At 45.5% G+C, this 25,972-nt stretch carries 20 protein-coding genes; 6 read left to right on the forward strand and 14 right to left on the reverse strand.

Annotation, left to right across the window (positions count from 1 at the left end):
- Together AABW11_RS06525 and AABW11_RS06530 are read right to left on the reverse strand one after the other, a co-directional pair.
- On the reverse strand, positions 1 to 1,701 hold the full coding sequence (locus AABW11_RS06525) for a M28 family peptidase (RefSeq protein WP_340103989.1): 1,701 nt from the start codon (positions 1,699 to 1,701) through the stop codon (positions 1 to 3).
- Positions 1,698 to 2,471, reverse strand: a complete 774-nt coding sequence (locus AABW11_RS06530; RefSeq protein ID WP_340103990.1) for a segregation and condensation protein A — start codon at positions 2,469 to 2,471, stop codon at positions 1,698 to 1,700. Before AABW11_RS06530 ends, AABW11_RS06525 begins: the two co-directional genes overlap by 4 nt.
- A gap of 118 nt (positions 2,472 to 2,589) precedes the next feature.
- Between AABW11_RS06530 and AABW11_RS06535 the strand changes: the two genes are divergently transcribed.
- Positions 2,590 to 3,009 carry a MarR family winged helix-turn-helix transcriptional regulator gene (locus tag AABW11_RS06535; RefSeq protein ID WP_340103991.1) on the forward strand — a complete coding sequence of 140 codons (420 nt, stop codon included), beginning with the start codon at positions 2,590 to 2,592 and terminating at the stop codon, positions 3,007 to 3,009.
- 177 nt (positions 3,010 to 3,186) lie between these two features.
- On the opposite strand, the gene AABW11_RS06540 is transcribed toward AABW11_RS06535, so the two are convergent.
- Positions 3,187 to 4,899 carry a sodium:solute symporter family protein gene (locus AABW11_RS06540; protein ID WP_340103992.1) on the reverse strand — a complete coding sequence of 571 codons (1,713 nt, stop codon included), beginning with the start codon at positions 4,897 to 4,899 and terminating at the stop codon, positions 3,187 to 3,189.
- A 222-nt stretch (positions 4,900 to 5,121) separates the two neighbouring features.
- Between AABW11_RS06540 and AABW11_RS06545 the strand changes: the two genes are divergently transcribed.
- On the forward strand, positions 5,122 to 5,988 hold the full coding sequence (locus AABW11_RS06545) for a DUF72 domain-containing protein (protein WP_340103993.1): 867 nt from the start codon (positions 5,122 to 5,124) through the stop codon (positions 5,986 to 5,988).
- A gap of 121 nt (positions 5,989 to 6,109) precedes the next feature.
- Positions 6,110 to 7,237, forward strand: a complete 1,128-nt coding sequence (locus AABW11_RS06550) for an aminotransferase class V-fold PLP-dependent enzyme (RefSeq protein ID WP_340103994.1) — start codon at positions 6,110 to 6,112, stop codon at positions 7,235 to 7,237.
- A gap of 74 nt (positions 7,238 to 7,311) precedes the next feature.
- On the opposite strand, the gene AABW11_RS06555 is transcribed toward AABW11_RS06550, so the two are convergent.
- The gene (locus AABW11_RS06555) at positions 7,312 to 7,500 is read right to left on the reverse strand and encodes a hypothetical protein (RefSeq protein ID WP_340103995.1); all 189 of its coding nucleotides are present in this window, start codon (positions 7,498 to 7,500) and stop codon (positions 7,312 to 7,314) included.
- Between the two features lie 138 nt (positions 7,501 to 7,638).
- Here AABW11_RS06555 and AABW11_RS06560 point away from each other — a divergent pair, with 138 nt between their 5' ends.
- Both AABW11_RS06560 and AABW11_RS06565 read left to right on the forward strand, forming a co-directional pair.
- A complete protein-coding gene (locus tag AABW11_RS06560; protein WP_340103996.1) occupies positions 7,639 to 9,258 on the forward strand; it encodes a peptide chain release factor 3 in 1,620 nt (539 codons plus the stop codon).
- A gap of 582 nt (positions 9,259 to 9,840) precedes the next feature.
- Positions 9,841 to 10,314 carry a GNAT family N-acetyltransferase gene (locus AABW11_RS06565; RefSeq protein ID WP_340103997.1) on the forward strand — a complete coding sequence of 158 codons (474 nt, stop codon included), beginning with the start codon at positions 9,841 to 9,843 and terminating at the stop codon, positions 10,312 to 10,314.
- A gap of 49 nt (positions 10,315 to 10,363) precedes the next feature.
- Here AABW11_RS06565 and AABW11_RS06570 read toward each other — a convergent pair whose 3' ends face one another.
- From AABW11_RS06570 to dnaX, 6 genes are all read right to left on the reverse strand, one after another.
- Positions 10,364 to 11,203 carry an SDR family oxidoreductase gene (locus tag AABW11_RS06570; protein ID WP_340103998.1) on the reverse strand — a complete coding sequence of 280 codons (840 nt, stop codon included), beginning with the start codon at positions 11,201 to 11,203 and terminating at the stop codon, positions 10,364 to 10,366.
- 113 nt (positions 11,204 to 11,316) lie between these two features.
- Positions 11,317 to 13,092, reverse strand: a complete 1,776-nt coding sequence (locus AABW11_RS06575) for a family 10 glycosylhydrolase (RefSeq protein WP_340103999.1) — start codon at positions 13,090 to 13,092, stop codon at positions 11,317 to 11,319.
- Positions 13,093 to 13,403: 311 nt separating this feature from the next.
- Positions 13,404 to 15,302 carry a M1 family metallopeptidase gene (locus tag AABW11_RS06580; RefSeq protein ID WP_340104000.1) on the reverse strand — a complete coding sequence of 633 codons (1,899 nt, stop codon included), beginning with the start codon at positions 15,300 to 15,302 and terminating at the stop codon, positions 13,404 to 13,406.
- Positions 15,303 to 16,510: 1,208 nt separating this feature from the next.
- Positions 16,511 to 17,116, reverse strand: a complete 606-nt coding sequence (gene recR, locus AABW11_RS06585) for a recombination mediator RecR (protein WP_340104001.1) — start codon at positions 17,114 to 17,116, stop codon at positions 16,511 to 16,513.
- A gap of 246 nt (positions 17,117 to 17,362) precedes the next feature.
- On the reverse strand, positions 17,363 to 17,710 hold the full coding sequence (locus AABW11_RS06590) for a YbaB/EbfC family nucleoid-associated protein (protein ID WP_340104002.1): 348 nt from the start codon (positions 17,708 to 17,710) through the stop codon (positions 17,363 to 17,365).
- 62 nt (positions 17,711 to 17,772) lie between these two features.
- Entirely contained in the window at positions 17,773 to 19,764 is a 1,992-nt protein-coding gene (dnaX, locus tag AABW11_RS06595; RefSeq protein WP_340104003.1) for a DNA polymerase III subunit gamma/tau, read from the reverse strand.
- 150 nt (positions 19,765 to 19,914) lie between these two features.
- On the opposite strand from dnaX, the gene AABW11_RS06600 reads away from it, so the two are divergent.
- A complete protein-coding gene (locus AABW11_RS06600; RefSeq protein ID WP_340104004.1) occupies positions 19,915 to 21,981 on the forward strand; it encodes a GWxTD domain-containing protein in 2,067 nt (688 codons plus the stop codon).
- A gap of 39 nt (positions 21,982 to 22,020) precedes the next feature.
- Here AABW11_RS06600 and AABW11_RS06605 read toward each other — a convergent pair whose 3' ends face one another.
- The 4 genes from AABW11_RS06605 to sqr all read right to left on the reverse strand — a co-directional run bounded on the left by AABW11_RS06605 (position 22,021) and on the right by sqr (position 25,913).
- Positions 22,021 to 22,944: a DUF1684 domain-containing protein gene (locus AABW11_RS06605; RefSeq protein WP_340104005.1), complete on the reverse strand. Its 924-nt coding sequence runs from the start codon at positions 22,942 to 22,944 to the stop codon at positions 22,021 to 22,023.
- 828 nt (positions 22,945 to 23,772) lie between these two features.
- On the reverse strand, positions 23,773 to 24,294 hold the full coding sequence (locus AABW11_RS06610; protein WP_340104006.1) for a DsrE/DsrF/DrsH-like family protein: 522 nt from the start codon (positions 24,292 to 24,294) through the stop codon (positions 23,773 to 23,775).
- A gap of 15 nt (positions 24,295 to 24,309) precedes the next feature.
- Positions 24,310 to 24,627, reverse strand: coding sequence for a TusE/DsrC/DsvC family sulfur relay protein (locus AABW11_RS06615; RefSeq protein WP_340104007.1), 318 nt, complete (start codon positions 24,625 to 24,627; stop codon positions 24,310 to 24,312).
- Positions 24,628 to 24,641: 14 nt separating this feature from the next.
- Complete coding sequence (gene sqr / locus AABW11_RS06620; RefSeq protein WP_340104008.1) at positions 24,642 to 25,913, reverse strand: type III sulfide quinone reductase, selenoprotein subtype; 1,272 nt, start codon at positions 25,911 to 25,913, stop codon at positions 24,642 to 24,644.
- Positions 25,914 to 25,972 lie beyond the last annotated feature (59 nt).

Raw genomic sequence — 25,972 nt, forward strand, 5'->3', positions numbered from 1 at the left:
TTACCTCGGCAGCTGTCGCGTGATGTCAATAAACTCTTCGTTATCAACCTGCGGGCGCCCATCAAAATTGGCCACTTTTACGGTAGATGCATAGATCATGCGTACGAGTCGTGAATATTTTTCAAACTCAATTTTATCTACTTCGTCACTTGGCCGGTGATAATCTTCATGAACACCAGTGAAGAAAAAGACAAACGGAACATTTAATCGCCCGAAATTCCAGTGGTCGCTGCGGCGGTAAAACTGGTTTGAGTCTGTAAGGTCGTTATATTTTCTGTCGATCCGCATTTGCACGGTTTCATCATTCGCGGCAGTTACGAGGCTATCCAGGCCGGAAGAAATGATTTCACCGCCAATCAGGTAAAAGTAATCGGTTGTACCTGCTTCAACATTTTCAGTATCACTGCGGCCGATCATATCCGTGTTAAACGCGGTTACTGTTTGTTCGATGGGGATAACAGGATGATCGGAGTAATAGCGTGACCCGAGTAAACCTTTTTCTTCAGCACTAACATGAAGAATGAGGACACTCCGATCGAGTCCCACGCCGTCGTTTTTTGCGTTCTGAAGAGCTTCAGCTATTGTCAGAAGCGCCATGCTGCCGCTTCCGTTATCGTCGGCTCCGTTGTTAATCATGTCGCCTGACTCATCCGGCATCGACAGGCCAATGTGGTCGTAATGACCCATCAACACAACAACTTCGTTCTTGAGAATTGGATCGCTGCCCTCAATGTAAGAGATCACGTTTTCTCCCTGAACTTCAACCGTACCGGAATAAGGAGTGTAGTTGAGATGATACCCTGTAGCTTCCGGTGTGAAATTGGAAATGTTATCTGCCAGATCTTTTCTGAGTGTAAAAAGATCGCGGGTAGAGTTAAGGCCCAGAATATCGGCAGCAAGTTTCGGACTCACTTGTGTATACGATTTCGGAAATCCGCCTTGGGATTCAGAGTTGTCAAGATACTTCAGCCGCATGTTTGAGGGCTGATCTATCAGCTGAGCGTTAACTTCGGCTGCACGGGTAAACTGGCTGTTTTCATCGGCCGATACAACAAGGACACCGCCGACATCAGCTATTCCGAAGAGATTCCCGATGCGGGCATTGTTGGTTATTTCGGGACTGATGAGCGTATCGCCATTCACAACTGTGGGAAAGTCAGCAAACAATAGCACCCATTTGCCTTTCATTTGCTCCGGATTTACATGATTGACACCGCGTTGTGGATCGTTCACTCCAAAGCCACCAAAGATTATTTCACTGTTGACCGGTGCTGTACCTCCAAAGAGACGAATAAATTCTCCGGGCGAACCATTGGCTACAAGCGACTTATGATGAGATAGGGTGTCGCTGTTTTCAACTGTGTACATATTGAAGACAAGACTGTCGGTTTGTTCAGCATTCAAAACAAAGGGCTGCAGGTATCCATCCGTGCCCATGGGTTCGATTCCCATTTCCCGGTAATGGCTGATTAGATACTGCGCGGCCATGGTTTCTCCCTCGGTGCCGGTGTTACGGCCCATGAGTGAATCGCTTGCAAAAATTTCAAGATGAGATCGCAGGTAATCAGGCGTGATTTGTTCGCTGTATGGCATATAATTGTCAAAAGACGGGGTTTCGCGATCAGCAAGTTCACCTGATCCGGCGCAACCGGTGACAATAAGAATAGCAGCAGTGCTTAGCAGGGATAGAAATCGAGTCATGTTAAGGTATTTTCTTCTTTTGCAGTTTCAGTTCCGAGGATCTCTTCCACGGGTTTCAAATCTATATAAAAATCGGTAGGATCGTCATTTTCAATAAACAGGTTAATTTCCTGCTCTTTCAGCATTTCGAGGACAGCCAGGAATGTGACCACGATAATAATCCGGGTTCCAATTTCTCGCCCGAGCTCCCTGAATGAGACCCGGCCTCGTTGCTGAAGGGTCGTTCTCACAAAGTCGGACTGATCCTCAATCGTTGTTTCAACCTTTTCAACACGGTGATATATATTCTGTTTTTTGATATCGGCCAGTACTTTCCGAAACGCCCCCATCAGGTCGAATATTGTTACGTCCTGGAGTGCTTCGCCCGTCGCCTGTTTTTCAACATCATCAGCTTCGTGATACCCTCGGAAGTATTTCTGCCGTGTCTCCTCATCAATAATGGTGAGCTTGCCGGCCATCTCCTTATAGCGTTTGTATTCGAGCAGTTTTTGGATGAGTTCATACCGGGGGTCGAATTCATCGAGCTCTTCGTCGTCTTCATCATCCGTGGGAAGCATCATCCGCGCCTTTATCGACATTAGCATGCTGGCCATGTAAATAAATTCACTGGCTACATCAAGGTCGAGCTGCTCCATGAGCTGTATATACTCTAAGAACTCGCGGGTGATGTGAGAGATAGGAATGTCATAGATATCAAGCTCATCCCTTTTGATGAAGAAGAGCAGGAGATCAAGTGGTCCTTCAAAATTTTTAAGCTGTACTTTATACATAGTTGCAAACAGGTTGTACAAAGATCGCAATTTGGCCATCCAATTGGAAACCGGAATTGATTTATTGAGAATTGTTTTGCTTATTTAAATTGCATGTACAAAATAAATCCTGTCTTCCATGAACAACTTTCACAGCTCTGTAAACTCTTTCTCGCGTACCCTTTCTTCTTATTTTGATGAGAAGCTCAGCCGGTTTAATCTCGCTACTTCATACATCGAACTGATGATCCTGATGAAGGAGAATAATGAGGTTTCTCAAAAAGAGATCGCGGAACAGCTCTCGCTGGCTCCGTCGACGATTACCCGTTTTGTCGATAAACTCAAAAAAGAAGGCTATCTCACAAAAAAGCGGGACGGCCGCAATATGACCATCGAGCTGACTCAAAATGGCCGGCAAGTCTCATCGGAAATGGAGCGCGAATATCAGGCTGCGGTTCAAGAGATCCGGGGGCTTATGGGCGATAAATATCTTGAAACAGTAGGTAAGTTGCTTGAATACGGTAATGAAGAGCTTGAAAAGGCAGCTGTGGATTCCTGAGGCTGTTTACAGTTGATGCCATCCCGCACCTGTTGCGGGATCTCCCGTCTGAGCCATGAAGAAAGGTTGTCAATCGATATAGTTTTCCAAACCGATCAAGAATGGGAGATCCCGGTTCGGAGACCGGGTTGACGCTCTTTCTGGATAGAATTTTCGAGAAAATGAATCACCGTCAGCTCAAATCTTCTTCACGACAAACCAAATGCCCGCAATTCCTACACCGAACGCCCCAAATCCAAAGAGCGCAGATTCAAAAAAGATCTGGCCCATTCCATACAGGAAGGCGATAATTGAAACCGCGCTGATGGCAGCGTAGCCCAGGCCGGGCAGCAATGAATATGTAATTTCTCCGCCCCTCATAAATCGTTTCCAGCCTGGGCCGCCGGGTTTCACGCGGTCGAAGAATGTTTGGAGAACTTCTTCATCATCCGGTTTTGTAATGAATGTAACAGCAACCCAGATGATCGTAGCAAAGATGGTTGTGAAGATCATTTTTGATGCGAAATCGTCAAACCCGATGGCCGGCGCAAGAAAGCTTCCTATTGCCGCAGCTGTCATGGCCGAAATTTCGCTCCACGCGTTGATTCGCCACCAGAACCATCGCAGCATGTATACCAGGCCCGTTCCGGCGCCAATGGACAGGATGGCTTCCCATCCCCCGCGAACCGTATCAAACAGAAGTGAGACGATGACCGCGGCGACCATCATCAGTAACGTGGTCCATCGCGATACCATGACGTAATGTTTCTGAGCCGCCGCTTTTGATTCAAAGTCAGACTCCGGTTTCAAAAACGGCTTATAGAAATCGTTCACAACATAGGAGGCGCCCCAGTTAAGATGGGTAGACACTGTAGATACAAATGCCGCGAGAAACGCCACGGCAAGAAGGCCCAGCAATCCAGCAGGTAGTAGTTTAAGCATCAAGAGCGGGTAGCCGGTTTCGGGATCGTCGAGGCCGGGATAGACCACGAGGGCAACAAGCGCTACCAGGATCCACGGCCAGGGGCGAAGAGCAAAGTGAGCCACGTTGAATAGCAACGTACCGCCTACGGCGTTGGTTTCATCCTTTGCAGAAAACATTCGCTGTGCTATATAACCGCCGCCGCCGGGTTCCGAACCGGGATACCATGAGGCCCACCACATCATGCCAACCCAAACAAGCGCTGTGGCAATGGCAATTTCAGGGCTGTTCAGCGGGTTGATGGAGAGCATGGTGTGCCCCTCGCCATACAATGCAGTTAGTTCCGCCTGAAGACCATCAAGTCCGCCAACAAAATCAACCGCATACCACGCCAGCATGATTGTGCCGAACATCGCTAAAATAAACTGGATAAAGTCGGTAACGATAACGCCCCAGAGTCCGGAAAAAGCAATGTAAACCCCAATCATCACGTACATAATTATAATAACTTCCCACTGGCCGGCGCCGGTGAGCACCGTCAGAATTTTTGCCATTCCCACTGTGACCCAGCCAAGAATAATACAGTTGATAGGGAATGCAAGGTAGAGCGAACGAAAGCCACGGAGTATCCTCGCTGGTTTGCCCGTATACCGGATTGAGATAAATTCCACATCTGTGATGACATCAGCCCGTTTCCAGAGTTTGGCATATAAAAAGACGGTGATGAGGCCGGAAAACATAAAATTCCACCAGATCCAGTTTCCCGCAATTCCTTCGGTTGCAATAATTCCGGTGACAGCTAGCGGTGTATCAGCGGCAAAGGTAGTGGCAACCATAGAGACTCCAATCAGCCACCAGGGCAGATTTTTGCCACCTGTGAAATAATCTTCGAGATCTTCCTGTCCGCGCTTTTGAGAGTAATAGCCCACAATCACCATAATGGCGACGTAGGCGGCAATAACGGTATAATCGAGCCAGTTAAACGGCATATATGAGTGAGGCGTTTAAGGTGGAAGCCCGAAATGGGCGATTGTATTTGCTAGATTGTATATTAAAAGATCCGACGCACGGAATATAGACGTAGATTTCATGAATGCAAATATGGAACCGCTTCCGTTTCGTAGATTAGTCGCCTGAGGTGAGTAATGGAAACGAACGGTGGTAGCACCACTTTTGATTGAATGTGCAATATTGAACTGATGTAAGAAGCTATGCCAATTAAAAAGTACAATATAGGGTTAACCCAATGGGGACTGAAAGAATGGAAAGGCAAGTTTTATACTGATGATGCTGCCCAGCATCAGTTTTTAAAGCAATATGCCACTGTCTTTAACAGCGTTGAGGGTAACACAACATTTTATCGCGCGCCATCACCTGAAACTGTACTCAAATGGGGGGCAGATGTGCCGGATGGATTTAAATTCTGTTTCAAGTTTCCGCAAGGCATTACGCATTATAAGCGGCTAAAAGATGTGGAGCGAGATGTGATGGATTTCCTTGATCTGTTCGAACCCATACGCGACAAACTTGGTCCATTTCATATTCAGCTCAGCTCCCAATTTTCGTATAATGAATTTCCAAAACTTGAAGAGATGCTGGAGTATTTGCCGCCTCATTATCATTACGCTGTGGAAGTTCGCCACCCTGATTTTTACGATCGCGGCCGGCAAGAGCGCCGATATTTTGAATTGCTGAAAGCGCACTCAGTCGACCGTGTGACGTTTGATACACGTAAACTACACTCAATAAAAGGCGGAAATGAAAGTATCCGGGCTGCACAAAAGAAAAAACCAAAAACGCCTGTGCGGTTTGATGCCACAGCTTCTCGGCCGTTTGTAAGGTTTGTGGGCGGGAACGATATTGTGCAGAATGAAGCCTACCTGAAAGAGTGGGCCATCATTACAGCAGACTGGATAAAAGAGGGGCATCATCCCTACATTTTTATGCATGCGCCAGATACTTTGTATGCGCCGCCACTTGCCAGGCATTTTCACAGGCTGCTGTCTGAATTTATTGAACTGGATTCTATGCCGGCATCACCAAAAGAGAGGCAAAACGAACAGCTTGGTCTTTTCTAAAGGGTTGAAAATTAAACATCATCGAAAGTGAAAGGCTCTACCCAGACCGCTATATTTTGACCTAATGTTCACCTTAAAATTTATACCAGCTATGCTGACCTGCCAGAAACATCTTTTCTTAATGCCAGACAACCATCACTACTTGAACTGCTCGTACCTCTCTCCACTTTTGAAACGTGTTGAACAGGCTGGAATTGAAGGAGTTCGGGGGAAATCGCGGCCTTGGGAAACAACGCCGGATAAATTTTTCCAAGACAGTGAGGCAGTTCGGTCTCTATTTGCAGGTCTCATCCATGCCGAAAACCCGGAACAGATCGCTATCATGCCGGCTGTATCATATGGGATGGGAACGGTGGTTAATAATCTGCCTAAAACCCCGGGTAGAGAAATTGTCATTGCCGGTGAACAGTTCCCGAGCAATGTGTATCCGTGGGAGGCGTTTGCACGAAGAACCGGGATGTCAATCAAACAAATTGACGCACCTGAAGGTGAGAATCGCGGAGAAAAGTGGAATGAGGCAATTTTAAACTCCATCAACAATAATACACTGCTGGTTGCACTTGGCAATGTGCATTGGACGGATGGGACCGTCTTCAGAATTCGTGAAATATCGGAAAAAGTACATTCAGTAGATGGTTTCTTTGTGATTGATGGCACGCAATCAGTGGGTGCGTTGCCTCTGAACGTACAGGACGTAAAGCCGGATGCTCTGATTTGTGCCGGTTACAAATGGCTGATGGGTCCGTACGGCATTGCCCTGGGCTATTTCGGACCGCGCCTCACAGGGGGCATTCCGCTCGAGGAAGGATGGATTGTGCGAAAAAACAGTGAAGATTTCACATCGTTGATTGATTATGAAGAGGATTATCAGCCCGGCGCAAAACGATACGATGTGGGGCAGCGCAGCAATTTCATCACGCTGCCAATGATGCGAGAAGCGCTCGCACAGGTCGAAGAATGGGGCATCGAAAATATTCAAGCCTACATCAGAAAATTAACAGATCAGATACTACCCGATTTGATTCAAGCCGGCTATAAAATTGAGGATGAAGCATTCAGGCCAGCACATATGTTTGGGGCAAGGGTTCCCGATGGAGCGGATATGAACAACGTGAAAGAAGAACTTCAAAGCAAGAATATCCATGTGTCAGTTCGGGGATCAGCCATTCGGATTTCACCTCATCTTTACAATGATGAAACAGATATTGAAGCGTTGAAGGAGTGCTTGTTGTCATCAGTTGAGGTGTAGAAATGATACATGAAAAGCTGTTTCTTGTAAACAGAGCAGCTTTATTTGTGAGATGTTCATATCTATTGATTGCCTTAAGTCATTTCGGTTATGATATTCACAAGGCTGTTTGACACTACACTGTCAACTTGGGTTATTTCAATATCAAGAACCAGTTCTGCTTCAGCACCTTGAATTTCATCCTGAAATAGATGGCCAATGAGTACCGTATATAGTTTATCTGAGTTTTGACTTAGTTCGTCAAGGTCTGTTCGTAGATTCAAATGTTTCGCCTTACGAGGTAATGAGAGGATTTGGTGAAGCTTTTTATGACGCATTTATTGGTTACAGACAGGGAATGGAAGTGAAAACCTCCACAAAAAATCGTATATTTAAAGGCTAAACTCAATTCTTAAGAAGTTATGTCTAAAGTAGAAACCGCCGCATCTCCGGCAGAGATTATAAAGGAAGCTCAGTCTCGCAGAACATTCGCAATTATTTCTCACCCCGATGCCGGGAAAACCACCCTCACTGAAAAGCTGCTGCTTTATGGGGGCGCTATTCATGAGGCAGGATCTATACGTCAGCGCAAGGCAAGCCGCCATGCCGCATCAGACTGGATGTCGATTGAAAAAGAGCGTGGAATATCGGTCACATCATCCGTTCTAAGGTTTGAAAAAGACGGCATACGCTACAACCTGCTCGACACACCTGGTCACAAAGATTTCTCTGAAGATACGCTTCGCACACTTGTAGCGGCTGATTCCGGCCTGATGGTGATTGACGTTGCAAAAGGGGTTGAGGAACAGACTGAAAAGTTGTTTGAAGTCTGTAAGATGCGCCGGGTTCCGGTCATCACGTTTGTTAACAAGTGCGACCGGCCGGGTATGGATCCGCTTGAGATTTTGAGCAACATCGAAAGTAAACTGGGAATCGAAGCTATTCCGGCTAGCTGGCCCATTGGATACGGTCAAAAGTTTCAGGGAATCTATGACCTGATCGGCAAAGAGATGCATCTCTATATAAAAGAGAAACACGGCGCCAAAAAAGCAACGACAGAGGTGTACGGCCTGGAAGAAGGTCTGGAAAAATGCAGGCTCTCTGATGCTGAAAAAGCAGATCTTGAAGAAGAGATTCTTTTAATTGAAGACATGTTTGATAACATGGATCAGGATGCCTTTAAAGTGGGTGAAGCCTCACCGGTGTTTTTTGGCTCTGCACTGCACAGTTTCGGCCTTGATGTGTTTCTGAACTATTTCGAGAATCTTGCACCAACTCCCCAGGAATACCAGGATGAAAACGGAAATAACCGAAAGCTGGAAGAACCATTCAGCGGGTTTATTTTCAAATTACAGGCCAATATGAATCCCGATCATCGCGACTGTGCTGCCTTTATCCGCATCACGTCAGGTAAATTCGAACGCGGCCTTGAAGTCACGCATGCCGGAACAGGAAAGAAAGTGAAGATGTCGACGCCCCACACGCTGATGGGTGACGAACGACACATTATGGAGGAGGCCTATCCGGGAGATATTGTGTCTCTGTTCAGCCCCGGCTTTTTTAGAATTGGCTCAACCATTCACGCTGAAGATCCCGTTACATTTAATGTGATACCGCTGTTTACGCCTGAGCATTTCATGAAAGTATCCACTAAGGATCCATTCAAACGGAAGCAGCTGAGAGAAGGATTGAAGCAGCTGTCTGAAGAGGGTGTGGTTCACGTGTTTGAGGTGCCAAAAGGTGTGGGTAACGAGCTGTTACTCGGTACCGTGGGCGCTCTTCAGTTTGAGGTTGTTGAGCACCGGATGAACGCCGAATATGGTGTAGAACTTCATCAGCAGGGCGTGACGTATCACTCGGCTCGATGGTTGTCGAGTAAAAATGCCGATGAGGTGATTAAGAAACTTGAGTCAAGTTACTCTACGCATATCACCAAGGATATGGAAGAAAATCCCATTGTATTGTTCGACAGTGCCTATGCACTTTCTCAGGCCGAAGAAAAGGTTGGGGCTGATAACCTGTTTAAATACAAACAGGATTAAGAACTTGAGACATAGCATGTCTCGTGGTAGAAACGGCGAGTTGCCTCATGATGGATTTAGATTTGGTAGCTTAGCTGTGGTATCGTTGTTCAGACATACCATGTCTCGGGTCTGACACGTCGTTTTGATTCGAAAAGACATAGCATGTCTCGTGGTGGAAACGGTGGCCAACTGAATAATTGGCTTATGGTTTAGATCTTCTTTATGCCTCCGCTGTTCAGACATGCCATGTCTGGTGCTGGGTTCTGGTGACCAAACTCGTAAAAAAATCGTGGATTCAATCATGTAGAGTGGTGGCTGGCCAAAGCCAAAGCTGATTCAGTTAATCTTATTGTTACCCGGACTGTCAGATGCTGAACTTTCAGTGCACTGCATAATCAGAACAGGGAATAACATCAAGAAGAGGAAGTGTTTCGGTAAACTTCTATTCGTTCTCACAACCCAGTAAACCGGATGCGGACCACAAGGTTCCGTATCATTACTATTGCAATCTTCGCAGATTTTATAGATAGTGATGAACCATTTTAATTTTCGGCAGAATAGCAGAAAGCTTTACCCGCTAACACCATTACACTGAATCCAATGAAAAAACTTGAAATCATAAGGGCTGATCTCTCAAACGTTAGTCACCAACAGGCAGTACTCGATATTACTGATATGTACGCCCGGGATCCGATGGGCATGAACAGGCCGCTGTCTGAAGAAACCAAGGCGAAACTGATTGACGAATTACGAAAATTTCCGTGCAATATGCACCTGATTGGATTTATGGATGATAAACCCGCCGGGATAGCAAACTGTGTTTTTAGCTTCTCTACCTTTTACGCCCAAAAAGTGCTGAACGTGCACGATCTTGCCGTCAACCCGGCGTATCGCGGTGAAGGACTGGGGCAGGCGTTGCTGGCGGCGGTAGAAAAAGAGGCTGTAAAAGAGGATTGCTGTAAAGTGACCCTTGAAGTTCGTGAAGATAACAGGGCCCGCAGCTTATACGAACGGTTCGGTTTTTCCGGAGGTGATCCTCGCATGTTTTTTATGGAGAAGAAGCTTGTGGAGTGAGTGGGGCGGGAAACTGATTTATTTGATTGTGAAGCCCTCTAACTAAGAATCAGGTTGTCCTATCCACAATTTCATTTGAAATATCCCACAACCGTTTACAGTCTTCATCAGATCGGGCAGAATTCGGCTTTTTTACAGGTTGTTTATCCCTGAAGTAACTTCCGGATAAATGCTCAATATCGGGTTCGAGACACAGGTAAACAGAAGTCTCCGCACCTTTTTCCGGCGATCGCATGAACAGCCGGCCAAGATTAAAGAACTTAGCAAACCAGGAATCAGAATCAGCCGCAAAATTAGTGTTCACTACGCCGGGGTGAAGGCTGAATGCCGATATATCTTTTCCCTCGATTTCTTTCGCCAGCTGTGAGGTGAACATTATATTGAACAGCTTCGAGTTTCCGTAAGCCTTGGAGGTACTGTAGCCGCGTTCAAGCTGAAGGTTATCCGGGTTGAACTCGCCATAGCGATGTGCATCGGACGCTACATTTACTACTCGGGCTGATGGGGTTTCTTCAAGGATCGGCATTAGCTCTTTTGTCAGTAAAAAATAGGCCATGTGGTTGACAGCAAACGTCAGTTCAAGTCCTTCCTCAGTTTCTTTTCGTTGTCCATCTGGTAAAATGCCGGCGTTATTCACCAAGCGATCGATCTGTGAATATGATTCGCGTACGGTATCCGCCGTTTTTTCAATTTGGTGCATCAGGCTGAGGTCACAGATCAAAATATCGATTTGGTCATTACCGGTTTCGGCAATGATTTCCCGGCGTGCACTATCTGCCTTTTCCCGGTTTCGGCAGATCATGACCACCCGGTACCCATTCTCTGCAAGTGATTTCGAAGTCTGTTTACCAATACCGGAATTTGCGCCGGTTACAATGGCTGTTTTCATAATGTGTTGCCCACTTTTTTATTGTTGTTGTATACACGCTTAATTGAAGCCGGTGAATAAGAGTTTCATTTTCAGTCGTTATGATTCAATTACCATCGAAAATCAAAGGCCAATTATTTAATAAGCGTCATTTTTTTCGTAATGGTTTTACTGTCTGTTTGAAGCCTGTAGAGATAAATACCACTTGATAAGCCGCCGCCGTCAAATGTAACATGATGAAAACCGGAAGGGACGGTTTTATCCATGAGTTTAGCAACCATCCGGCCGGTCATATCATAAACCGTGAGTGTAATGCGCCCCGTCTGTGAAACATCGAAGGAAATTTGAGTGGTAGGATTGAAAGGGTTGGGGTAGTTCTGATGCAGTTCAATACGATCAGCTAATTCAGGTGCAATTTCTTCGTTTGTGATAATTAGAGTTTGTTCAAAAGGTGCACTTTCAATGTAGTTCCGATTAAGAGAGGTGACTTCAATTGAAGCTCGTTCACCATCAGGCCATAATGTTATCGGTAGTTTTAAGGTTGTGGTTCCCGTAACGCTGAGACGTTGTCTTGTACGATCAGGGCCGCAGGCAGAACAATACACGGCAAATTTATTACGTGTAACAGGTTCATTTTGAATACCATCAGCTTCCCAGGAAATAGACAAACTGTCTTGTTGAATACTTAGTTCTACATTTTGAACCATTGGAGGCGGCGTTTGAGATTTACCTGCCATTGGAGAAATCAGTGAAATGTGATCGTACCGGCCTGAGTAATGATCAGATATCTCCGAAACGTGTGAATATCGATAGTGAACCTGCCCTGCAATATCGTGCGTCCGCGTCACATCAATTTGTAGGTGGAGTTCTTTAAAGACACTTTGCTTGTAGGGAGCGGCTCCCATATACACGGCGTAGTTTCCATTGGAGTGAGCGGCCCAGTCTTCGGCAATAAAATCAAACCGCGGGGGTGAAGAAATGTCCCAGTAGTTCATGGGCGAAAGGTAATCTACATATCCGCGTTCAGCCCATAGGCGGCTGTCTGCAAAGACCTCGCCGTATCCATAACGGGCGGGCCATCCATCGGATGAATCTTTGTTATAATGGCCGCTGACAGCCGCTCCAATTTTCACCCATGGTTTTAAATCTTGTATCCGTACTGATGCCTCCCGTACCAACTCAGTGACATTATGTCGCCGCCAGTCATCGATATCGGTGAGACCTTCGGGGTTGTACTGCTCAAACAGCTCGGAATCATTATCGTAACCCCCGGAAAAGTACCGGATCCGATCGAAGTGGACGGCGTCTACATCGTAATTTTCAACCATCTCCATTACGTTTTGGACCTGCCACTCCCTGGCTTCGGGAATTCCTGGGTTCAGCCACAGGTGTTCCACATCTTCATTAATCACGACTGAAGAGACCCACTCAGGGTGAGCATATCGAATGTTGGGTTGATTAGCATCGGGGGGGCTATCGGAATCGGTATTGTAGGCAATTGAAAACACATTAAACCAGGCGTGAAGTTCGAGCCCGCGTTTGTGTGATTCCCGAATGGCAAATGCCAGGGGATCCCAACCCGGGTCAACACCGGGCCGACCTGTGAGCACATAGGCCCAGGGAAGGGTTTTGCTTTTATAGAGAGCATCGCCTCGGGCTGAAACCTGGAAAATTACGGCGTTTAGTCCCTGTTCAACATGGCGGTCGAGAATTTCGAGCAGGGCCAGCTGCTGTTGTTTAGGCAAGTGTGAAGAGTTGGGCCAGTCAAGACCCCAGGTGGTGGTCAGCCATGTAGCGCGAAACTCACGGTCAGGAGCCAGTATTTGGGCAAAACTCTCCTCAGCAAGAATGGTGGTACAGGTTAGTAAAAGGAATAAAAGAAGATATTTTTTTAGCTTGGGATAGATCAAATCAGAAGAGTCATCTGTTGAAGAGGAATTTTTAAATGTATCTAAAGCAGAGCGTTATAAGCAATGTGAATAATATATCAGGAGAAATAATGTGAGAGCGTCCGTTATGGTCTATATCGATAAGCTTTTCATAAACTGAGCGGTGCCTTGTTCATCCATCCCGCTTAATATTATGGATAGCGTGCTTTGATTCGCATTTTTAAACCAGCTGGAGAGTGTCTTTGTCACGCCGGGTTAGTGGACATTTGCTGATAAAAAAGCCCACAATTCCCCAAAAGATAGAGCGGGCTTTTCATAAGCATCAAATAACGCTATTCCTCCATCCACGCATTATTATCGCGATTTATATCCGCCATTCTGCGCGACGGATCAATTTCAATCCGGGCGATGTCTTCCATCGGGCGATCGATAGTGAGCTCATATTCAGGAAAAACCCACGGCCAGTCTTCGGCCACGTGACGTTCTATATCCGGGTTTTCATTCTGTTTTTGGCCCCACATAATGCGCATCGGTATGTAATAGTGTTCAATACTGCCATCGGAATACTCCACTTCCAGGTCAATTGGCATCGGCATCAAATCAACCCGCTCAAGGGTAATGTTAGTCTGCCCGACAGTTTCACCCGTTTCTACAGCTGATATTCCGTAATCAATTGTTTTTGTGGTGGTGACCCAATATTCGTAGTACCAGTCGAGCACCATGCCGGACTCCTCTTCCATTGTTCGAATGAAATCCAGCCCTCTTGGGTGTTTGAATTTCCAATCTTCGTAAAAGCGATTCAGTCCGCTTTTCAATACATCGTCCCCTACAATATAGCCGAGCTGGTGAAGGAAAATGGCGCCTTTGGTGTAGGATGCCATGCCATAGGCGGCGTTTCTTTCATAATGATCTGCGTGGATATGCATCGGCTCTTCAATGCCAGCCTCAACAGTTCTGAAATACCCCTGGTGCCGGCCCACCATCGGGTCACCTTCTCCATCGTTGTAAAGCTCATTCATCGTCAGTGCCGACAGGTAAACAGTAAAGCCCTCATCTATCCACTGGTCGGTGGTTTCATCATTGGCGATGACTCCCTCATACCACGCGTGAATGAATTCATGGACGGTTACGCCAATCAGGCTCCCAAGTGACCGGTTGCCCGTAATCAATGTTCCCATAGAATACTCCATTCCTCCGTCACCGCCCTGAATGACGATATATTCGTCGTGAGGATACTCGCCATAATTATCATTCATAAATTGGAAAGCCTGTGAGGTTAACTCAGGTAGCTGCTCCCAGTAATCGATTAGATCATCTTGTCTTTCAGCATCAGCATTTTCAGCAACGGGATCTGTTTGATAGAAAAACCGGAGAAGTGGCCCGTCAGGTACCTGAAAGGTAGACTGGGTATAATCCGGATCGGCTGCCCACATCACATCGTGAACATCAAAAGCAGTAAAGTGCCAGGTTAACTTGTCGCCGTCAGGGCGGTTTACTTCAGTTCCGTCTTCTTCGTACCCGTACCCAACTTCCCGGGGATTCTGGAGATACGCTCCGGCGCCCACCACGTAATCGCGATCGATATGAATCGTGATATCAAATGTGCCAAACGGTGCAAAAAACTCCCGGCCAATATATGGATTGGGATGCCAGCCTCTTTCGCTGTAGGCTGCAATTTTAGGATACCATTGCGACATAGAATACCGAACCCCTTCGGCACTGTCGCGGCCCGACCGGCGGGTTTGAAGTGGTACCTGGGCTTCATATTCCATTTCAAATTCAACCACTTCCCCCGGCTCAATCGGCTCTGCAAGGTGGACTTCCATGATGGTTCCATCCACTGTATATTCAACCTCAGTACCATTTTGTTTGATCCAGTCGATCCGCTGATAGCCGATTTCAGTTTCATCATACCCTAAAATTTTATCTCCAATTCGGCTGTCGGGATCAGCAATTGTACGGGATCGCTTATCCATCATGCTTTCCGGCTGGAACGCGTTAAAAAAGAGATGGTAGAATACGCGGTTCAGGGTATCCGGAGAATTGTTTGTATAAGACAGTAGCTGATGACCATCGTAGCGGTTTGTCTCTACATTCATGTCAACTTCCATTTGGTAATCCACAGCTTGCTGCCAATAGCCGGGGCCGGGCTGTGCGGTCAGTGTGTTGTGAAAGGACATAGAGATGACAATGAGGAATAGTCCGTATAGGATGTGTTTAATGGGTTGCATAAAATGGTAATTATGGAGTAAATAGTTGAAAAGATCAGCCTTCAAGTTAACCAAAAAACGTCAATAGGAAAATGAGTCGATCTCAGACATGGTATTTCTGATCAGCGATTACAGTGCTCAGTTCAATTTTTTAGTAGATTGGTGAGAAGAAATGAGGTTCGACAAAGAGAAATGCAATGTCCTGATCGGGGCGTTGCGTGAAAAAGACATAGCATTTCTGGACAAACTCTGCAATGTTCAAATCAAACCCTCAGTTAATTGGCGAGTAGAAAAAGGTTTATAATCGAGAGAAATGCAATGTCTAACGCCATGTCTACAGTCTCCTCATTCCAATAATAGATTTCTGATCGCTTTGAATTCAGAGATATTTCTCTCATGAAAAGAAATAAACTCTTTTTTCCCAGAAAAGAGATCAAGGGTTTCATCCCTTTTTAGATCTGTGTTTTTATTGGATACAAGGCTTTGGTATGTGCTCCAGGGTTATGTTCTGAAATCATTTGAGTAACGGTGATGTACCGGGTTTCTGTGGAGGTAAAAAATAAGCCAGACCAAATACTCATCTGTGGTAACATGAACTCTCTTCAGGTGTCTTTCAAAAAGAGTTCCTCTTCTTGCGAAAAATTTATTGAATGCTTTGGAATAAGAGATAAGAAACTTTCGAAACTGTTCCGAAACCTCTTCAGCACTGAACTGATTTGATACCTTGATCAACAGGTGAAAATGATTTGGAAGCAGACAGTAAGAATATAAGCTGACATATGGATCCAGGAATCGAGAGAATTTTTCTAAGAAAAACAGGTAGTTTTCTCCTTCTCTAAAAAGTAACTCGGATCCAATGGCATGATTATAGACATGGGAAAAATTCCCCGGTTCAAATGGGGCATTATATTTTTTAACCTCTGAGTTAGTCAGCTTGTGGTATTATCTCTTGTTATTTTTCTATCAAAATCTCGATAATTAGGGAGTGATAATCAATCTCAGACATGGCGTTTCTGATCAGCGGCTGCATTGCCCAGTTTAATTCTTCAGTAGATTGGCGAGAAGAAATGAGGTTCGACAAAGAGAAATGCAATGTCTTGGTCTGGACGTTGAGTTAAAAAGACATAGCATTTCTGATGAATGGTATTTGTCAATGTTCAATCCCTCAGTTGATTGATGAGCAGAGAAAGGGTTGTAGTCGAGAGAAATGCCATGTCACTTGATCCCATCTAAAAACTCGCACGGCTGGCAAATGCGCGGCTAAGGGTGGCTTCGTCTATGAACTCAAGCTCGGTTCCCATCGGGATGCCGTATGCAATACGCGTGACATCCACATCGTAATTCAACAGGAGCTTGTTGATGTAGTACGATGTCGCTTCACCCTCCGCATCAGGGTTCAACGCTAAAATGACTTCCTCAATTTGCTCATCGCCGCTGCCGATTCGTTCAAGCAACTGCTTGATGCGGATGTCATCGGGGCCAATATTCTCAAGCGGAGAAATCACGCCGCCCAGCACGTGGTACCGGCCGCGGAATTCGTTTGTTTTCTCGATAATAAACACATCCTGGAACTCTTCAACGACGCAGACAACACCCGTCTGACGTTTTGCGTTGCTGCAGATAGCGCATGGGTCACGGTCGGTTATGGTGCCACAGACAGAACATCGCTGAACGGACTTTTTGAGCTGAACGAGGGCGTCTGCAAGTTTTAGAACGCGCTCATCAGATTGCTTTAGAAGATGGATTGCCATTCTCTGGGCCGACTTGCGTCCCGTTCCGGGGAGTCTCGCCAGCTCCTCAATGGCCCGCTCGAGCGCTTCAGAGGTTATTTGCATGAATTATAAAGAGTTGATATAAGATTTTTAAGTCGACTGGTGTGTAATACCAGTGACAGTTTAGAAAATACTGTTTTGGGTCATAATCATCGGTTTTTGCCATCACGAACAAACCCTGAATCCCCTCTCGAGAGGAGCCTTTTTACTGTTTCCTCTCAAATGGTGTTGTCCTAATTATTGCAAGATTAGGAGTTATCAATGACTCGAGACCGGTATTCTGCCAATTGGACTTATCGAAAAAAACTGCTACAATCCCAGTTTTCCAAGGTCCATACCACCGGGCATTCCACCTGGCATCATACCCTTGTAAACATCCTGCATTTTATCTTTCGCTGCATTTTCCGCTTTATCAAGAGCTTTGTTAACACCGGCCACAACAAGATCTTCGAGCATCTCTTTGTCATTTGGGTCAATCACATCGTCATCCAGATCGATGGATACAATTTTTCGGTTTCCGTTGGCTGTCACTTTTACCATGCCGCCGCCAGCCTCGGCATCTACATGTAGGTCGTCCAGCTGATCCTGAACTTCTTTCATCTTCGCTTGCATATCCTGAAATTTGCCGAACATGTCGGCCATGTTAAACTGACTCATAAGTTTTAAATATTAAATTAACGGTAAAATAAATTGAATGTCGCTGCAGGCAAAACTAGTCATTAGTAATCCAGTTCAGCACCAAACAGTTCTACAACGGTTTTTAAGTGGGGATCTTTCTTTTGTAGTTCTTTAAATCGTTCGTAGGGGCTCTTCGTTTCTTTTTTCTTTTCATTCCGCTCCACGATGCATTTTATCCTGATTCGAACCCCCACGGTGCGTTTCATCAGCTCGGATAGCAATGGCTGATTTGCATCAAACAGGTTGGTGGCAAATTCGGTATCTGCCGCAACAACAAGTTCTGTACCCCGAAGCTGCTTCAGTGTTACTCGCAGAACCTGCATATAAAGCATTCGGGGCGCATTGTTTTTTACTTTATCAACAAAAGAGCGCCAATACTGGTCAAGGTCGTCAACTGAGTTGAGGGTCACAGGTTCAGGATATTCCTGTTCAACGGCTGTTTCTGTATCGGCTTTTTGCTCGATCACTCCCTGTGGCGAACTAATTCCCTCAGCATATCCAAGGGTCGGTTTTATCATCAGGAAATCGTCGTCATCTTCTTCATCCTCGACCGCTTCCGAAACTTGTGACTCAGTAGCTTCTTTATTAGAGGCTTCGTCAGCGGGCTGCTCCGGTTCAGGCTCTTCAGAAAGTTGGTCCTCGGTCTTGTCGCGGTTGGATGGGGTTGATGGGGCCTCTTCACCCGGTTCTTCCCGCATCATAGACATCTGGTTTAGAGACCCATTTCCGGTATGAGGTGGTTCAGACTCAGGTTGATTGATTGAGGCAGTTTCCGAGTGATCAGCGCTATTTGGTGAGCCGGATTCTGATTCTGGCTCAGGTTCTGTTTCCCTCTGAGGTTCAGCTGATACTGAGGCTTCCGGTTCTTTTTCGACGCTGCCGGAAGATTCAGAAGACTTGTCAGTTAGCTGAATCCTGCCGTTTTTTTTTAACTGATTCAAATCCTCAATCAGGCTGTTCAGCTCACGGCTACGGTTCATGTGAATCAGCTTGAGGAGGAGAATTTCAAAATGGACGCGCGGCTGCTGAACATCACGGATTTTTAGCTGCGCATCGCTGACCAGGTGAAGCATTCTCATCAGGTCCTCTTCCTCAAATGCTTTCGCTGCTTCTTTGTAGCGTGCTTTTGTGTCTGGCGTAGCATCAACCAGATGCATTCGGCCTGAATTTAGGGCCACGTATAGATTACGCAGGTGCTCGGTCAGGGCTGACAGGAATTCCTGAATATCCACACCGGCTTTCATCATGTCGTCAACAAGCTGAAGCCCGGTACCTGAATCTTTATTTTCTACGGAGGAGATAAATGAGAAGAGCTGATCGACGCCTACAACGTTCAACGCCTCAATAAGTTCATTGTGGTGAATATCATCACCGCAAAACGCAATGGCTTGGTCCATCAGGCCAAGGGCATCGCGAAGAGCACCATCGGCTTTCTTGGCAATAACGTGCAGCGACTCATCGTCAATCGTAATTCCCTCTTTTTGGCAGATCGCTTTGAGGCGATCTACAATCTCGTCAACACTAATCCGCTTAAAATCGAATCGCTGTACACGAGATAAAATAGTAGGCAGAACTTTGTGCGGCTCCGTCGTGGCAAAGATAAAAATAGCGTGAGCGGGCGGTTCCTCAAGCGTTTTCAGCAGCGCGTTGAACGCGGCCTTACTGAGCATATGAACCTCATCAACAATAAATACCTTGTAGCGGCCATTTTGAGGAGGAATGCGAACGCTTTCCCGCAGATGGTGAATGTCATCAACTTTGTTATTGGAAGCCGCATCAATCTCAACCACGTTCAGGGTCTGGTTCAGTGATTCCGCATCTACATCAGCATCAATAGAATTGATAGTGCGTGCCAAAACCCGGGCCATCGTGGTTTTTCCCACGCCACGCGGACCGCAAAACATATAGGCGTGAGATAAGCGATCCTGCTTGATTGCGTTTATTAGTGTATTGCTCACATGCTCTTGTGAAACAATATCATCAAACGTTTGCGGGCGGTATGTACGGGTTAAGGCTCTGTAGTTTTGTGGCATAAATCTGATCTGTTTATTGCATAAAAGGTACTAAAATTAAACGTTCTTGTTGAGGTGAATTCTGTAAAAAACTACATCGATTTGTGGTTTCACTGTTCGTTTTAACTGGAAGATTGTATTTTGGAATGAATTAAAATCTGATGAGTTGCCATGTTATTATTTCGCTACTCTTTTTTAGTGGGTTTTGTCGTCGCCTGTTGGTTATCCGGTGCAGTAATGCTGCAGGCTCAGCAGCCATCTGCTTACCAACAGGGGTTGGAACAGCTGTACCGGGGTAATGTGGATGAAGCCCTGGCATATTGGGAAACCAATTATACTGAACAATCCCGCGTAGATGCTCGCATAGGATTTGAATATCTGCGAATTGTGACCGAGCAGAATTTTACAGAGAGGTTCGAAGAGGCAACCGAAATGTATTACCGTGCGCTCTTGAAAGGCGCGGGTGCGAACAGCAGGATTGCTGTCCGTCAGGAAATAGAGCGTTTGAAGCCTATTGTGGGTGATGGAATTTTTCGGCAGTGGACTGAATGGTGGGACGATGAAAAGGATAAGCTCGGTTCAGATATCAGGGGATACTGGATACAGCTCGACCCCACACCTGCTCATGTGGTCAACGAACGGCTTATTGAGCACTGGCAACGGATTGCAGAAGCTCGTGATCGCTTCACTAAGAACAGTTCAACAATTTATGGTACAGATGAACGGGCGCTCATATTTGTAAGGTACGGGGAGCCCGATCGTGTACAAAGCGGCCTGTTAACATTGCAGGACATGAATATAAAGCCCTGGCTGGAGCAGCAGATAATACGCCGGCAGCCCAGGAATCCAGACGAAGCCGACAACCTCGAATATGACGATGTGAGATTGCCGCAGCTTCGGGAACAGGCGCTAGAGTTTATACTTTATGAAAACCATCGGTACCCGGAATATGAGATTTGGTTTTACGATGATATTACCGTGAATTCCGAGAGCTCCGTTCCTTTTATTTTTGGTACAAACATCCGGAACGATCAGTTTGAAAAGCTGAGAACCATTGAAGAATTTATACCCGAGCGCGCCTACAGTTCCCAGCCATTCGAAGAGCGAGACATGCTGCAGTTTACGAGGTCTGGTATTACGCCCGCACTTATGCTTCAAATGCTCTACTATGAACAGCTGAGCAGCATCGACCCGTTTTTTGAACAGCGGTTAAACAGTCTGCGTGACAGGGTGCTGGAGCAAGAGCGGGAAGTATATAGTGGACTGGATACAGAGTTCAGAAAGGAATCGGCAGAGCTTATTCAGCAGCAGGTGCTTCATGCACCTCGCCAGCTTTCAACGATAGAGTCTAAAATTCCTTCCGTGCCGATTAATGTTTATCAATATCGTCTACTGGATGAAAGCCAGACACCGATATTGGTGACGTTTGTTGAGAGCGATCCCCGGGAGGCGTTTATGATTGACTTTACGAGAAACCGGATCGATACCGTATCTCTAACTATGATTCAGCAGGCTGAAGATATTTCTAATACCCTGCCGCAGTATCAGCTTCAGCACAGTCTTCAAACCTACAACGCGAACTGGGAACTTACGGGCCGAAAGACGGCGGAGCCAGGGTTCACTATTCAACGAAATCCATTCCGGGCAGGTGCGTCAACGGTCTTTTGGTCCGAACATACCCACAGGGCTCAGCGGTCGGCCTCGGCAGAACTTAAAAACACCGACGAATCGACCCAGGCACCGGCATTCGACACGCCGTATCCCGAAGCCATTCGCGGACTTGGAAGTGTTCATTACAGGGAGCCTGAGCCTTTATCGACCAACCCCGATTCACTGCAGGTGGCAGATCTTGTGCTTGGGTACGGCATTGACACAAATGAAATGTCCGAAGAGAAAATGTTTCCTTTTTTCGTGGCCAACAGCCAAACGATTCCATGGCAGGAAACACTTGCGCTCCATTTTGAAGTCTATAATCTAAGAGTTCAGCCCAACGGGTTTTCGAGGTTCGAGCTTACCTATCAAATACTTCCGGTTGATGAGAGTGGCAAAGTGCTAACGGATCAGACAGAATTTGTGCTCACACTGAATTTTACCAGTGAGGAGAACCGCCTCGTGGAAAATCTTGAAATTGAAACCGCCGATTTAATGCCGGGGCTCTACGAATTGCGTGTACAGATTACGGATGTAAACAGTGATCAGCAGGTTGATCGCCACACTCGTTTCGAAGTGCTGGATTAAGAAATCAGATAACCTCAGCCTCAACCTAAACCTGTTTTTCTAAATCCCTTCCCACTCAACCGGTCGTTTCTCTCCTGCGGGAATAGCAACATCAAGCCGGTTTTGTGATGGCGGTAGCTGGCACGTCGTAAAGGGATTGTATGCGCATGGAGGATTATAGGCTTTGTTGAAGTCCAGGATCAAAAATCCATCGTCTCCTGGTGGAGGCACAATCATATATCGGCCAGCCTGGTAGGTTTCAGTTTTACTGGTTGCATCAGAAAACATCAGGAAAAGTCCGCTTGATGATTCGAAAGCATCAAGCGAATAACGCTCCCCATTTATTTGAAACTCAACCCGTCCCGGGGAGTATCGATCCACAACTTCGCCCAGAACATTTACGATTTCAATGTTTGTCTCTTCCTCGTGTGGAACAAACAGCGCATTGTGATACCACTCCTGCTGGATCGGGTACATTGGAAACCCATCAAACCGGTCAGCTTTTGGCGTGTCCATACTGAAAACTTTTACGCCCCGCTGATCTCCGCGTTTATCTATAAACCACGTTAGCGGACCGTGTGTGGCATGAATTCGCTCTTCGATGTCGTCTCCCACCATTTTAAGGGTATCCACTGATTCGCCTTCGTGCCGGACATTGATACCATTATTTACCACCATAGTTACGCTGCCGTCATCAAGAATAAAAGTGCCTGCGTTTTCAGCAATTGACCCTTCAGGAAACTGTATATCCTGATTTTCTCCGCTCCCAAAACTATTTGGGCCTTCATCAAACCAGATGAGATTCTGCAGCCGCAGCCAGCCTGTGGTGTCTGTGAGAACACTGATTCGGTAATCGAGCCATTCCTGGTGTAGCTGTTCGTAATTATCCGGAAGTGGTTTTGGGCCGATATCAGAATCGTTGCAGCTTATAAACAGAAATAGAATTAAAAATGGGAGTAAATAAAAATGACGATTTATATACATATGATGATGATCTTAGTAAAGAGGTGTGAACCGTTTTAATATAGTAAAAACAAAAGAGTCCCTAACATTCTAATGGCGCCTTTCGCATTCAGAATACAATACATGCACAGGTAGGATTGTAACTTTATCGGAATAAATTGTTGTCCGGCCTGAATTATCAGGCATGTCGATGTTCAAATATCTGCTTGCTCATTACGTGAGCTGAAAACGGATGCGGGCTCCGGCTTTCCTCTCGAATTATCGCGTAAAGTGATGAGCAATTTAATTGACGTGAGCCAAAGTAACCATTCTGTAATATGTTACCCAGCCAGATCTATAACGGTTTGATAACAATTAGAATAATGATTAATCCGATAGTGTTTTGTCATTGATAAAATGTAGTGTAGTCATCCGTTGGGTTTTTCGAAAAATCGAGTGATTATGAATGAAATTATCATTCATGGTTTACCCATAAAGATGACTCTTAATGAGAGTTAACCATTGCCAAGACAGTAGTTGATCTTGGGTATGTAAGGGAAAGAGCTTAAAAAACTGCAAAAAGGATAGGGTATCGGCGTGCGGTAACTCTGTCAATAGCCACCTAACACAGCTTATTTACAGATAGAGAATTAAAAATTCGCGTGATTTGTATTTGTAGAAGATGGCCAGTTTTAGCACTGATTAAATAAGAGCACTGTTCAAAAGAGCGTTGAATTTGAAATTCATCCTAAATCCCATCACCGGTATCTTAACTCCTGCCGATACTAAAGCCTGGAAGTCACGCACCTTTCCCATCTGAGATGTAGAACGACGCTCTTTTTGAACAGCTTCAAATGAAATTGCTTGCAATTACGTGAATATGATTTCTGCACCGGCTGATTTTTCATAAAACTCGCCAACAGTTATGATGGAATCTACCTGCTCACAAAAATCACTCTCATCTATATGAAACATGTCAACGGTTGCTTTACATGCGTAGATTTCAGCGCCTGTATCGTGTATCATTTCAATGAATTCGCGAACCGGCGGAATATCCAGTTTCTCCATTTCATTTTTCATTTTTTTAGTAGCAAAAGCAGACATACCCGGCAAACTGCCAATCATTGTGGGAATATGCATAGCAGGGTTTCCTACCGTTGCCACTTTCAGTTTATCCATCCGTTTGTTTATGATAGCATCCAGGCCAAAAAAGGTAAAGAAGATCGTGGCTTCTATTCCTTCCATGCGGGCCCCGTTAGCCATAATTAATCCCGGGTAAACTTCTTCAAGTGAACCTTTGGAGATTACAATGGATACTTTTTTAATTGGCTCCGGAGCGGATTCCTTTCGTTCTTCGCCGTTTTTCTTATCCTGTGTTACAAACTTGGTCATAATAACCTCTTTAGTTTAAATACATCCTTTAGGTTTAGGTAAACCGGCTACTTTAGCAGCTTTCTTGGCCGGCCCTTTAGGGAATAATTTGTAAAGCTCTTTGGTTGATACACCGCTCTCCTTGGTAAGCTTACGTATTGACGGGGCATCGCCTTTTTTTTCATACTCATCTCGAATGTAATTAATTACATCCCAGTGGCGGTCTGTAAGTTCGCCAACACCTTCGTGGTCAGCAAGGTCCTGAGCTAACTCTTCGGTCCAGTCTTCACGGTTAGCCAGATGTCCATCCTGGTCTAATACAATGGTTTTTTCATTTGTTGTTTCTGTACTCATATCGAACCTCAATTTTAGTTTAAATTCAGTGTTTTAGTTTCTTGTTTTTCAGTTTCGGGAATTTCTTTACCTGCCATCGACATTTGGGGCTCAAGAGGTAATTCCCTTCCTTTAATTAGTGCATTCCAGTAAAGCCATTTGAATCCCATTTTGCCAAAGTGATTCATACGTGTTTCTTTCAGCAAGGTGAATGGACCAATACCGGGAATCGGAAATTTGCCCGGCAGTGGCTCAACATCATAATTGAAATCAATGAGTAAACCTTTTCCGCCGCCGGATTCAATAAAGCAGTTCGCATGGCCGTCGAAGCTGGCTTCCAGAGGTTCTCCTTTGATAGCAGACATCAGATTTTCGAACAAAATGTCCGACTCAAAATGGGCCACCGATCCGGCTTTTGAAGAGGGTAGGTTGGTCGCATCGCCGATTACAAAAATATTTTCATGAGCTTCTGATCGTAGGGTATGCTTATCGGTGGGTACGAAATTCAATTCGTCTCCCAGCCTGCTTCGTTCAATTGCCTTGCTGCCCATGTTCGTGGGAATGGAAACAAGGAGATCAAAATCTACTTCTCTCTCATCCCATGACACAATTTTCTTCTGCTCATTATCAACCCGGCCGATGTTAAACTCTGTGACCAGGTTAATATCTTTTTCATCCAGAAATCCTCCAAGTGATTTTGCTGCCACCGGCTTGGTAAAAGCAGCATCCAGAGGTGTTACCAGGGTAATGTCTACTTTGTCTCTCATGCCTTTCTTTTTAAAGTAATCATCGGCCAGGAAAACAAACTCTAGCGGCGCTACCGGACATTTAATAGGCATCTCTGCAATATTCAGCACCATCTTACCGCCCTCCCAATCTTTTAGATATTCCGCCAGGGCAACAGCACCTTCCACGGTGTAAAAATCAAAAATAGATGTATGCCACAACTCCTCTTTCATTCCCTCAATTTCTTCAGGAATAATCTCTGTTCCGGTCGCAATAATCAGATAGTCATAGTTGAGCGTCTGATCATTTTGGAGATAAACAGTGCTTTGGTCGGCATCTATTCTATCAATGGGTGAATAAATGACTTCTGCTCCTTTAGGGAAGAAATTACTTTTAGGCTTAATAACATCTTCTTTTTTATATAGACCAAAGGGAATAAATAGAAAACCCGGCTGGTAATAGTGGTCTTCTTCTTTATCAACAATGGTAAGCTTCCACTCTTTTGGGTCAAGAGCTTTGCTCAGTTTATTAAGCATCATGGTTCCCGCTGTTCCCGCTCCTAATATCACAATCCGTTTCATGGCTTCCTCTTTGATTTAAATAATATCAATCAATAAATCTCTTGAATGATATTACTACA

This window comes from Rhodohalobacter sp. 8-1 (assembly GCF_038150125.1).
In the GTDB taxonomy this organism is placed as follows: domain Bacteria; phylum Bacteroidota; class Rhodothermia; order Balneolales; family Balneolaceae; genus SW132.